The 12,525-nt window shown below is 58.0% G+C and carries 9 protein-coding genes; all 9 read left to right on the top strand.

Annotation, left to right across the window (positions count from 1 at the left end):
• The first annotated feature begins 43 nt into the window (after positions 1-43).
• The 9 genes from MJ122_RS27395 to MJ122_RS27355 all read left to right on the top strand — a co-directional run bounded on the left by MJ122_RS27395 (position 44) and on the right by MJ122_RS27355 (position 12,525).
• Positions 44-856: a thioredoxin domain-containing protein gene (locus MJ122_RS27395; RefSeq protein WP_239746871.1), complete on the top strand. Its 813-nt coding sequence runs from the start codon at positions 44-46 to the stop codon at positions 854-856.
• Positions 853-1,143, top strand: a complete 291-nt coding sequence (gene traL, locus MJ122_RS27390; protein WP_138526928.1) for a type IV conjugative transfer system protein TraL — start codon at positions 853-855, stop codon at positions 1,141-1,143. The genes MJ122_RS27395 and traL overlap by 4 nt, the downstream gene beginning before the upstream one ends.
• A complete protein-coding gene (locus MJ122_RS27385) occupies positions 1,143-1,778 on the top strand; it encodes a TraE/TraK family type IV conjugative transfer system protein (RefSeq protein WP_138526927.1) in 636 nt (211 codons plus the stop codon). The genes traL and MJ122_RS27385 overlap by 1 nt, the downstream gene beginning before the upstream one ends.
• A gap of 190 nt (positions 1,779-1,968) precedes the next feature.
• Positions 1,969-3,075 (top strand): type-F conjugative transfer system secretin TraK, encoded by a 1,107-nt coding sequence (locus tag MJ122_RS27380; protein ID WP_239746870.1) that lies wholly within the window; start codon positions 1,969-1,971, stop codon positions 3,073-3,075.
• Between the two features lie 10 nt (positions 3,076-3,085).
• Positions 3,086-4,474: a TrbI/VirB10 family protein gene (locus tag MJ122_RS27375; protein ID WP_239746869.1), complete on the top strand. Its 1,389-nt coding sequence runs from the start codon at positions 3,086-3,088 to the stop codon at positions 4,472-4,474.
• Complete coding sequence (traV, locus tag MJ122_RS27370) at positions 4,474-5,001, top strand: type IV conjugative transfer system lipoprotein TraV (RefSeq protein WP_239746868.1); 528 nt, start codon at positions 4,474-4,476, stop codon at positions 4,999-5,001. Before MJ122_RS27375 ends, traV begins: the two co-directional genes overlap by 1 nt.
• A gap of 69 nt (positions 5,002-5,070) precedes the next feature.
• Positions 5,071-11,178 (top strand): Ig-like domain-containing protein, encoded by a 6,108-nt coding sequence (locus MJ122_RS27365; RefSeq protein ID WP_345772988.1) that lies wholly within the window; start codon positions 5,071-5,073, stop codon positions 11,176-11,178.
• Between the two features lie 181 nt (positions 11,179-11,359).
• The gene (gene traA / locus MJ122_RS27360; RefSeq protein ID WP_275590857.1) at positions 11,360-11,689 is read left to right on the top strand and encodes a TraA family conjugative transfer protein; all 330 of its coding nucleotides are present in this window, start codon (positions 11,360-11,362) and stop codon (positions 11,687-11,689) included.
• Between the two features lie 119 nt (positions 11,690-11,808).
• Positions 11,809-12,525, top strand: a complete 717-nt coding sequence (locus MJ122_RS27355; protein ID WP_239746866.1) for a DsbC family protein — start codon at positions 11,809-11,811, stop codon at positions 12,523-12,525.

The following is a 12,525-nucleotide window of genomic DNA, read 5'->3' as shown; positions in this document are numbered from 1 at the left end:
CGCCGGGAACAATCGGAGCATTCCTCTGAACAGGTTCGCCTTCATGAGTGCTCCCACCCAAACGCCTCCTAAGAAATCCTACGGGCCGACGATTGCGATCGCGGCCTTGTCCTCTGCACTGGCTGTACTGGGCTACTTCCACGTGCAAACGCTCGGTGAAGTGAGCGTGCTGCAGTCGCAGCTCGCCGAGGTCAGCAATCAGCTTTCCGATACCAGCGCTAAAGGTCTCACACCGAAGGAGATCAACGAGTTGGTATCGGGGTTGCAATCCGCGGCCCCCACTGCTGCTGCGCCTGAGCACTACCCCGACAACTGGGTCTACGGAAACGTCTCAGCGCGCTACACCCTGGTCGAGATGACCGACACCGAGTGTCCTTTCTGCAAAGAACATTTCCCCCTGTTGAAATCCCTCGTGGAATCGTCTGCAGGCCAGATCAACGCGGCGCTGCTGCAGGTTCCTTTCCTGGGTGAGACCTCGCGCAATCAGGCCAACGCAATCGAATGCGCGGGCGACCAAGGGGGTTCCGACGCTGCATGGAAGTTCGCCCAGAAGGTGTTCGATCTGACTCGAAGCGAGGGGCAGGGCGTTGGCAAGCCCCTGGTGACTATTGCGAAGGAAATGGGTCTCGACGGCGACCGCTTCGCAGCTTGCTCGGAGTCCAGGGCTGTGGCGAAACGAGTGAGCAAGGACTTGGAACAGGTGATCCAGCTTGGCGTCACGCAGACTCCGTCCACCCTCGTGCTGGATAACCAAACCGGTAAGTCCCTCCTCCTGCAGGGCGAGCACGCGAGTCCTGCCGGCATCCTTAGCGCCATTGCCAAACTATCCCCATCCAAAGGAGCTAACACGCCATGAGCAACGAGCCGACAGTCATCCCCGCGCACATCGACGAGCCTCCCCACGTTCTCTTCTGGCGCTTGGACGAAGTAATGCCAATCGGCATTGGGCTTGTTGCCGGCGTGCTGATGGCCCAACTGATCATCTGCTCCGCGGTGGGCATGGTAGCGGCACGTTTCTACCGTCGCTTCTGTGATAACCGGCCGGATGGATATCTGCTCCACGCCATCTACTGGTACATGGGGTCCATCGGCATGAAGGAGACACGCACCATGCCAAACTCCTATGAGCGGGAGTTCATCTGATGCTCTTCGGCAATCTGAAAAAATCGTTCAGTGGTTTGCAGGGGGAGGTGAAGTTCTACCGGACTGCGCTGATCCTTCTGGTCTTTGCTCAGATGGTTACCTCGTGTGCGTCACTGCGCCGAGAAGAAAAAGTGACCGTCATTCCACCAACCCTCACCGAGAAAGCGTGGGTCAGCAAAACACAGGCATCGGGCGAGTACACCAGCGCTTGGGCGCTCTATCTCGGTATGATGTTAGGCAACGTCAATCCGGATAACGCGGACATCATCAAAGAGGCGATCGGTCCCATTCTCGACCCATCGATCTATCAGGACGTCATGGTCGTGCTCGACAAGCAGATCCAGCAGATTCGACAGGATCGGGTCAGCCTCAGCTTTGAGCCCAAGAAGGTGCTCCGTGACAACCTCAATCCCAGCAAATTCTACGTTTCCGGCTACTCCGTTGCTGAAGGCCCTGCCGGCGATCGTAAGCGTGAGAACCGGACCTATGAGTTCGAACTCGTGATCAAGGACTACAGGCCCAACCTGACCTGGATGGCGACCAACCGAGGCGACCCTCGCACCCAGGACGTGAAAGATCGCGAAGCCGAGTCGGCCGAGCGCCAGGCTAAGCGGCAGTCACACTCACGCGGCTGACCTACCAGTTTTTCCTACCCCGGCCCCTCGTTAGGTCCGGGGTTTTTTTTGCCTGCATGTTTTGACCAGGGCTTGTTTCCCGATTTGGCGCCCGCGGCAGTGCAGATTTTTTCTGACCATTTTATGGTTGGAAAAGCCGAAATAGAAGCCTGACGCCTTCCCACAATGACCTCATCAAAGTACAGAGGTCATGACGATGTCCCTGAGGCACCCAACACTCTTCCGCCCGGCTGCGCTAGCGCTGGCACTGGCAATTGCCCCGTACGCCGCTGCTGAAGAACAGATTCAGATCCCAGGGCTGAACATGCCCGTTGCCGCGAGCACGCAGCAGCCCCAGCGGCAGGCCGCCCTTCGTGTTGAACAGCAGCGCGTTGCTGATGCTGCAGAGGCTGAACCGGACGTGGCAGTTCAAGGTCATGCACCTGCTCCCGCGCCGGCGGCATCAAAACCGCGCCTAGTCCAAGTAACACCGGGAAGTGCTGATAACCCTGCGGTACCGAGCAGTGTCTTGCCCAAGCCGGTCAAGTCATTGCCTCCGGTCGACACTCGACAAGACGTGGTCGTCACCAACGGAACCAACACACTGATTCCGATTAGCCTCGGACAGATCAACCGTATCGTCACGCCCTTCGAAGACCCGAAGGTTCAAACCGTTTCGGATGCGACGATCGAAACGAGCGGAAACGTCATCTACGTAACGACTACCGTGCCTGAGCGCCCGGTCACCATGTACGTGACACCCGCTGACGATGAGTCGGTTGCGATCTCTCTCACGCTCTTCCCGCAAGACATCCCGCCGATCCAGGCAAACCTGATTTTCTCGAAGTCACTGCCCGGTGCCGCCCAGCCGCAAGGCGCTGGTGGCATCGCTGCAGCTTCGGTTCGCTCCTACAGCGGCCAAGCGAAGAAATGGGAGCGCTCTATGCCCTACATGGAGACGCTCCGGGAGCTCCTCCGCCAGCTGGCGCTGGGCAATCTGCCTCGGGGCTATTCGATGGGTGCCCCAGCCAATGGCGGTCGAGTCCCCGCCTGCGCGCAACCCAACCTCAACTTCGATTTCAGCCATGCGCAGCTCTTGGAAGGGCACGATTTCCGCGTTTTTGTGGCCACGGTTGAGAACATCTCCGCCCGCACGGTCGAGTTCGATTATGCGGATTGCACTCACCCAAACCGCGCGGCCGTGAGCGTCTGGCCAAACGAGGTTCTGGAGCCTGGCCAGAAGAGTGAGGTGTACGTGGTGACCCGTGTACCCGTGGACGTGCCGGACACTTCCGTCCGTCCGAGCCTGTTGAATTGAGGGGGCGGCCATGAGCGGAATTCAAGGAGTTCTTGACCGGCTGAACCCGAACGCGAAGCGCCTTCTCGTGATCGGCGGCACAGTCATCGCCGTGGGTGCCCTGGTTGGGATCGTTCTGCAGTGGGCTGGTCCTAAGCACAAAGACCGCTTACCGAAGAAGCCCCAAGTTGAGGCTGTTCTGACCGATAACGACCCACGTCAGTTGGGCATCGCATCGCTCGCTACCCAGGTGCGTAACCTGCAGGGAGACCAAGCTCGGATTTTGCGACTCCTGGAACAGCAGCAGAGCAGTGGCAGGGACGAAAAGGGCACCAAGGAGCTGGATGAGTTGAAGGCCCAGTTGCAGACGCTTCAGGGGGAGTTGGGGCGTGTCGAGAAGGAGGCAACGCAGCGGCAGGGACGGAAAGGCGGTGCCGATGGTGGTTCCGATGAGGAGTTCACCGCCGACGAAGACGCTATGCCCTCGGCGCCTGCTCGCTTCGTCCCCAAGGCAACAAGCTCGTCTGCTGCATTGGGTGATGTCTACAGCAACCTTCCCGCCGCTCCGAAGGAGGACCCCAAAGCTCGCTCTTCTGTGAAGAAGGAGCCGGTGAAGATCCGGACAATCCGGAATCAGAACGAAGAGAAGAAGGAGAAGGCGGAGGATATTTCGGTGTCGCTCCCGGCCGGCTCCATGCTGTCGGGTGTTCTTGTCACCGGTATGGACGCACCAACCGGGCAGCAGGCGAAGCGGGACCCATTCCCAACGCTCGTTCGGATTAAGTCCGAGGCAATTCTGCCGAACCGTTTCCGTGCCGACTTTCGCGAGTGCTTCCTCATTGCTGGTGGATGGGGAGACATGAGCTCCGAGCGTGCCTACTTGCGCGCCGAGCGGTTGTCCTGTGTTCGGCAAGACGGGAAGACGCTGGAAGCTCCTCTTGAGGCTTTCGCCTCGGGCGAGGATGGCAAGAACGGTCTTCGCGGCCGCTTGGTTAGCAAACAAGGACAACTACTCGCTCGAAGCCTTATGGCTGGCTTGATGCAAGGTGCTTCGTCCGTCTTCAACGTCCGCCAGGTCCCGTCGATCAACATCACTCGAAGTGGCAGTAACGGCAGTAGCGACCAACAAAGTGCGGTGTATGAACAGGTGTTTGATTCCAATGCCCTGCAAGCCGCAGCTGCCACTGGTATGGGCACTGCATTAGATCGAATTGCGAATTACTACTTGGAAATGGCGCAAAACCTGTTCCCCGTAATCGAAATTGACGCAATGCGTGAAGTCGACTTCATCGTAAATAAGGGTATGACCGTCAAGTTCAACTCGGACACATTAAAGTCCAACGAGTCCGTGGGCCTGGATTCGGATAAGAAAACCAAAGATAACTCGGCGGCTGGCGCTGCGAAGGGGAGAAGTAACTAATGAAGAAAATCATCGCTGCAATGCTTCTGTCATCTTCGGCGCTCACCGGCTGTTCCAATATGCTAAACGTGGGGGAGAGCGAATATGCCTGTAAAGGTATGCCTAATGGTGTGACATGCATGTCCGCCAAGGACGTGTACACCGCCACTGAGGGTGAAAATTATAAGACTCAGTTGAAGCAGGAGCAGGAGGCAGCCGCCGGGCGTGGTGCCGGGAAGGCCGCCGCCGTCCCTGAAACACGAGTCCTGTATGCCGAGAGTGCAGATAACGCGCCGATGCCTATGCGTGCTCGCAACCCTATCCCGATCCGGACTCAAGCCGTAGTCATGCGCATCGCGATCGACCCGTGGGAAGACGACAACGGCGACTTGATCGTACCTGGCTACATCTACACCGAAATCGAACCTCGCCGCTGGGAAATCGGTACGCGTCAGGCAACAGCAAGCCCGACGTTGCGACCGCTCAGCATCGTCACACCAAATAAGAGTGCCTCTCCCGGAACGACTCCCGGCATGAACAGCCGTTAGGCCAATGTTTCGAACCAAGGAATTGAAAAGGCAGGTATCTGCCTTTTCGCGTTTGTATTGGAGCGCAATATGAGACGATTCTTAGCTATATTCTTTGCTGTAATGGGGGCACCGCTTATTGCATTTGCAGATGGCGGCACAGTCAACATTGCATGTGAAGAAACTGTTGCATGCCCGGCAGGGCAGACGGGGTCGCAAATTTACACATGTTCGCAAAGTGTAAATGGTGGTTCTTGTACAACCGATCCAGATGGGTCGCTGAAAACAAAGCCGAAGTGCAAGTCGACAACTATTAACAATCCGTCGTACTCAAAGTATTGGAAGCTTAAGAGTAGTAGCTGTGTTGCGTCCGGCCCAACCTATGTTTCGACGCAAACAGAAACCCAATGGCTTTCATGCCCGGCGAATACTCCTAGCGGGAGTATTTACCAGAACCGTACCTATGATGTGTATTCAGACGGCAGTACTCAGAACTACTCCGATTGGACTGTTTACAACAACTGCTACAACCAAGCTCCAACTGTACAGAATGTCTCGCTCAGCACTCCTGAGGACACCCCACTTTCCGCGGCCCTAAGCGCCAGTGATGACGGTCCATTCCCGTATACCTTCCAGATTCTAGGTGGTCCGGCAAATGGCTCCGCCTCGATCTCCGGAAACACGTTGAGCTTCACCCCCAACCAGGACTGGAACGGGGTCACCACCATCACCTATCGGGTCCAGGATGGAGCAGGCGCTTGGTCTGCCGCCGCTACGATCACTATCACCGTCACGCCGGTAAATGATCCGCCCGTTGCCCAGGCCAAGACACTCACAATGGCGGAGGACACCACTGGTTCTGTCACTTTGTCCGCAACCGATATCGACTCGCCGGCGCCGACAGTCTTCCAGATTGTTGCCAACTCGCCCTATGGGACCGCCACGATATCCGGCTCGACCATGACCTTCATCCCGGTCGCCAACTGGAACGGCACGACATTGGTCACATACCGCGCGCAGGATAGCGCCGGTGCTTGGTCATCACCGGCAACTGTGTCCATTACCGTCACAGCAGTGAACGATCCACCCTCTGTGGACGACCTGCAGGCAACAACAGCAGAGGACACCGCCCTCGCAGTGACGCTTCCTGTCCATGACGTCGATCTGTCGTTCGAAGGCGATTCCCACACGTTCGCGATCACGGCATTACCCCCGGCCGCAGCCGGAACGGCGAGCATCAGTGGGAATAAGTTGACCTTTGTGCCGGCAACAAACTGGAATGGCACCACGACGCTGAAGTACCAAGCTACCGACTCGCGTGGAGCGAAATCCAACATCGCCACCCTGACGATCACTGTCACTCCGGTGAACGACACGCCTTCGGTGGACGACCTGCAACTGACGACTGCCGAGGACACTGCTGGCGCTGTCACGTTGCCCGTACACGATGTCGATCTTGCGTTCGAGGGGGACTCCCACACCTTCGCCATCACGGCAGCTCCTCCAGCAGCAGCGGGAATAGCCACCATCAGTGGTAACCGGTTGACGTTCGTACCTGCGCCAAACTGGAACGGCACTACGACGCTGAGATACCAAGCCACCGACTCGCATGGAGCGAAGTCCAACGTCGCCACCCTGACGATCACCGTCACTCCGGTGAACGACACGCCTTCGGTGGACGACCTGCAACTGACGACTGCTGAGGACACGACAGGTGCTGTGACATTGCCTGTGCACGACGTCGATCTGGCGTTCGAAGGGGACTCGCACACCTTCATCGTTACGGCGGCTCCCCCTGCTTCGGCCGGGAAAGCGACCATCAGCGGGAACCAGCTGACGTTTGTGCCAACGGCGAATTGGAACGGCACCACGACTCTGAAGTACCAGGCGACCGATTCGCACGGGGCGAAGTCCAACATCGCGACCGTGACGATCACTGTCACGCCGGTAAATGACACGCCCTCCGTGGATGACCTGCAATTCACCACCAATGAAGACACTGCGGTTGAAGCAACTCTTCCAGTCCATGACGTCGATCTTGATTTCGAGGGTGACAGTCATACCTTCAGCATCGTGACTGCTCCTGAGATAGAGCACGGAGCAGCATCGATCAGTGGCAACAAGCTGACCTTCACACCCAGTCTGGATTGGAATGGAAAAACAACGCTCCAATACCAGGCGACTGACTCCCACGGGGCCAAGTCGAACGTCGGGACAGTTACGATTACCGTCGTGCCCGTCAACGATGCTCCCCAGGCGACTGGCGCGACTATCGTCACCGACGAGGGGAAAACCAGTTCCTCGGTTATTCCGTGGGTCGTGGATCCCGATCTGGGGAACGGCGACACCTTCACCTTCCAGATAATTGGCCAGCCCGTTCACGGTTCGATCAAGCTGGTCGCCGGGGCACTCGTTTACACCCCGTCTAGTCAGTACTTCGGTGATGACGCCCTCACGATTCGCGCAACAGATTCTGGCGGCCTGTGGGTGGACGGACAGGTGCGCGTCGTCGTGAACAAGTTCAACTATGCACCTACCGATATCCTCCCCCACACGCTGGAAATGTACGCCGGCATCGGCGGAAGCGCGGAGCTCGCCGTTGTCGATCCCAACCTGTGGGGGGCGACTTCGCTGCAAGTGGTTCAGCAGCCGAGCAATGGAGAAGTCAGTATTTCCGGGAATACGCTGACCTACCGCACTGATGACGATCAGCCCGCGACTGTTCGGCTGAGAGCGACGGATCAGGACGGCCTGTTTGTCGAGAAGGACATCAAGCTGACCTTCAAGCCGGCCTGGGAATTCTTTGACGGGCGAGAAGTCGTGACCACAAAGGCTGTTCCTCGCATTCCGGCGGTAGCCGCCCAACTCGTGCATACCAACGGTCAGCAGGCATTCCAAGTCAGCCAGCCAGAGGTGCTTGAGTCGTTGGGCAACGACCTGGTTGCGATCGTCACTCCTTCATCATCAGTTGGCGTGACGTTGCAGCACCGGCAATTGGCCCCAGGAATCGGCATGCGCTTGGTTCCCAAGGTGCTCACTGCAACAGACCTGCAATCCCCAATGGGGGCATTGAATATCGGGGTAGCCGGCACATCCAACGTGTACCTGAGCCGCGCGGACCGTACTGGGCCGGTCTATTCGGTACCTGTGAGTATCTGGGCGTTTGAAGGTGCGCTCGCTGCAGATAATTGGTCGATCTATCAAGGCACAGGGCGGACAGCCATTCGCGTTGAACAGTCGAATGGCGCATGCGCTCTGCTGACGAATGCCCAGATGGCCAAGTCCCGGAACGCCCTGGACACGCCCACCTGCTTCCTGTCCTGGACTGGGACGCCAGATGAATGGAAGGACACTAGCTCGAGCACAAACCTCGCAATGGTTGCCGCTGGCATGGCCGCTGGAAAGCAGCTGGTTCAGGCCACGGCATTTGTCTTCGACCAGAGTGGCCAGCCGCAGAAAATGGTCGACATCAAGCACGATTTGATCGTCAAGCCTTTGGCCGGCCAGCTCGGATTTGCACTGAGCCCCCAAGTGAGCGATGTGTACCAGAAGGTCCAGTCACTTTCGCTCTCGCTTAAGTCAACCGCCAGCCAAGCAACCTGCACGCCGACGGTTAGCGCAGACATGGCCAAGAAGTCAGCGCAGCAATGGCAGACGAACGTAAGCTGCTTGATCCAGTGGATCCAGCTTCCTGAGGGGATGGTCCAACCAAGCTCGACAACCGATGCCAAGTTAAACGGCTCAATGAACGTCCCTGGGCTGCAGTCGATCGGATGGAATGTCACTTTGTTCACGCCCAGTGGTGCGCAGATTGATGGCGGCAACGGCGGGCAGGATTTCAACGTGGTTCCACCGCCTGCAATCGATGTTTCGTTGCCGACCACGAACTTTGTGAAGGAGGGGATGTACTGGGTTTCGCAGGCCGGCGGCTCGGTGGGGGCAATGTCTATCAGTGCCATAGCCGCAGACCTGACCTATCAGGCGACTCTCGACGGCGCCCAACTCGAAAACTCTGTCTCCTTAAGCTACGGTCAGGCGCAACGCTTCACACGGTACATCTCCGGCCAGACCGCTCCGCTGTGGTCGCAGACGCCGTTTGTTGTCGACGTGGCTTATCGCGCTCTTCCAGAGGCCCATACGAAGAAAACCGTGCAGCTGCTCGCGGTTCCTAAGGACTCCATCAAGCCTGTCATCCTTAATGATGAGCGCCAGGTCCTCGACACCGACGGTCTAGCCATCAAGGCTGGCATTCGCGATACGGTGGCAATGAGCGACCCCTATAGCCTTTCGACGATGGGTGATTGGGACATTCGCCTTCTGTCGACCACGTCGGGCGTGAATTATCAGCAGCTAGCGGATTGGCAGCCGATAGATGCCGAGGGCAATGCCACCTTCAAAGTTGATCTCACCGGCCTGACGAATAAAGCGGTTCGGATCATCGCGGAGGCGCGAGTTCACTCGCCGGTGCCGGAGTACTCGCTTACACGGCAAGGAAGTGCACCGCTGATGCTCACCGTCCTCAACGGGGAGGCGCTCGATGGAAAGATCCAAGCGCTGCGTATCCTCGGGCCGGCCCCGCTGAAAAACAGCTTCTACGCAGTCACTACCGACCGCACCCAAAGTCGTGATCTTGGTGAAGTTGTGTGGGAGTTGAGCAAGGATGAGGGTGTGACTTGGGACGTCGTTAGCTCGGATCCGAAGCTCCCCCAGCACCTGAGTTACACCTTCCCGCGTGGGCACTATCTCCTGCGTGCGCAACTCACCAACAGAAACTCGGGAGCTAAATCGACTACGCCGGTGATCGATATCACTGCATTTGTGGTCCCGCAGGCACGGCTGAAGGGGCCGCAAAACGTGTTTATCGGCGACACCGCCATCTTCAAGCTGGTCGATCTGCAGGGGCAGCCGCTCGACACCTCTGATATGACCGTGGACTGGTCATTGGACCGGGGTAAGACGTGGGTGCCCAGCAGCACAGGCGATGGCGTCTACCGCCTGACTCGAGATGAAGCAGTCCGTGTCACGCTGTACGGGCGGCTGAAGTACAACGATTCCCCTGACCATCCCAGCGTTTACAAGAAGGTCACTGTAGGAGTCGCGTTCCGCCAGATTCGCCCGCCTCGGGTGCAACTGATCGGGCCAGGCCATCCGGAGGTCGACACCAAGGGGACATGGAAGGCCAACATGATGCTGCCATACCCCAACATGGACGTGACAATGGATGGTTACTTCATCATGCCAAACGGAGAGCAAGTCCACAGCTTGCAGGCTGAGTACACCCCCACATCCGCTGATATGTCGGATGAGAAGACCTACATCGGCTTCCAGGGGTGGATCAACGGCTACGAAGACCGTGGCGGCAGCGGCCTTACCCAGAAGCTGCTGCAGTTCTGGAAGTACGTTTGGCCCGACTGGTACATCCAGAGCAAAACGAGCGCGATCTACGCGCCTGCGGACCTCACGATGACCGCAAGGAACCGTGGCACTTTCCAGCAGTTCGAAGGGTTAAAGATTGATTGGGATGTCCCCCCGTATGAGGGGATGAGCGTGGTCAAGGACTCCGACCAGAAGAGCCGGATTGTCAGAGTGACCGAGCCAGGAACCTACCAGTTCGGATACACAGTCACCGATGCACGAGGCAACCTGAGTACCGTGTCCACCGAAATGGAGTTTCTTCCGCCGCCTGACTGGAACGTGCTGCTGTCGTGGTCCGGCGATAACAAGTTCGGCCGCGCTCCCCTTGGAGTGCTGGTGCGACCATCGATCAGCGGAGGTCATCCCAAGGACAGGATTCTGACCAAGGCCTATACCCTGGATGGGAAAGCGCTCGACAGCACGGGAGACTACGGTCGCGCGACTTTGGCCACCCCTGGCCCTCACACGGTAACGATGAACATCACTACGGAGATGGGGCATGAGGCAAGTGGGGAGGTCCAAATTCCAGTGGTCGCCAACCAGGCGCCGAGCTGCTCGCTCGAAGTCACTAATGGGCGTACCTCTTGGTTGGCCAAGGCAACCTGCACTGATCCGGATGGCCGGGTGTCGAAAAACAACTGGTACATCAATGGAGAAAAGCAGGCACTGAACTCCAACAACATCTCGATCCCCATGTGGCGCTACCCGGATGGGGAGCCGGTGATAACCCTCATCGGTATCGATGACTCGGGAGCTGAGTCGCCACCGGTGGCGAACAAGTAACCCTAGAAAAGGCCGCTTTGCGGCCTTTTTCTATTTTGAGTAAAAACCGCGTCGGAAAGCGCCACTAACGATTGTTGCAAGGCGGAAAACTCTCCTCCGAGCGCAGGCCCTGCGCATTTCCAGGAGAGTCACGATGCAAGTCCAAAACATTCAATTCAAGCCGGGTAAAGTCGCGAAGGCGATGGTCAACCCGGTCGTTCTCACCGCCGCGCTGATGATCGTCGCAGGGGTTGCTGTCGCCGGTACTGGCGGCGATACCTTCGACTCGGTCTGGGTAACCCTGACCGACTGGATGCAAGGTACCCTGGGCCGTATCCTTATCGGCCTGATGATTCTGACCGGCATCGGTGCCGGCGTTCTGCGCCAATCCCTGATGCCCTTCGTAACTGGCGTCGGCGGTGGCGTAGGTCTGTACGCTGCGCCCGATGTGATCGAATCGATCATGACCGCCACTGTGCCGGTGATGAATGGCCTGAACAGCGCTCTGCAGCATCTGCCTGTGGCGCTCTAACAGCGCTTCGGCCACCGCTCAAGGCCCCGTTTTTTTCCGTCGCAAAAGCGGCGGAAAAGCGGGGCCTTCGCTTTTCTGCAATCCCTACGCTGTGCCAATCCCCTATAGGAGAACGGCACATGCCATCGCAACCAATATCGAGTTTCTTAGCCCTCCTGGGCGCATTCGTCACTTCCGGCGCGCTGGCCGGAGTTCCTGGCAATACCCCTTCCAAGGACATCGTCATCCTCCCTGCAAGCGCGATGATCGGCATCGAGAAGAATGGCAAATTCGCCATCATCAGTGATACCGGTCGATTCCTCATCCAGGGCACAGTTTTCGACGTCTGGCAAAACAAGGAAATCAAGAACCTTGACGACGCTCGGTACGCTGCTCAGTACGTGCCGGTCGACAGGGTGAAAACAGGATTTGCCGACCTGGCCCCGATGACGATCGGTAATGGGGAAAAGGCGGTGACGATGTTCTCCGATCCCGCCTGCGGCTACTGCAAGCAGATTATGGAAGAGGCACGTAAGGAGTTACCGGAAGGGTACCGCCTCGACGTGCTGGAGCTTCCGCTGCTGACTGAGCGCAGTGCGTCGCGGACTAAAGAACTGCTTTGCGCCGAGGACAAAGTCGCTGCCTGGAAGGCTGGCGTGACCGGGGATCTGGACACTCCACTGGCTCAAAAACCGGAGGGTGCGTGTTCTCTGGAGGTTATCGACAAGCGTCGCCTCACGGCACAGTTCCTGGGCGCTCGCAACGTCCCCTTCTTGATCCGCGATGACGGGTTCACCCACGAAGGTAAGCCTTCCGAAGGGTTGCGCTCGTGGATCCTCAGCAACCGCTCGAACTAA

The sequence above is a fragment of the Pseudomonas sp. DP-17 genome, from assembly GCF_022380625.1.
Classification (GTDB): Bacteria; Pseudomonadota; Gammaproteobacteria; order Pseudomonadales; family Pseudomonadaceae; genus Pseudomonas; species Pseudomonas nitroreducens_A.
The sequence above is the reverse complement of the archived record's forward strand: the minus strand, read 5'-3'. Positions and strand labels throughout refer to the sequence as shown.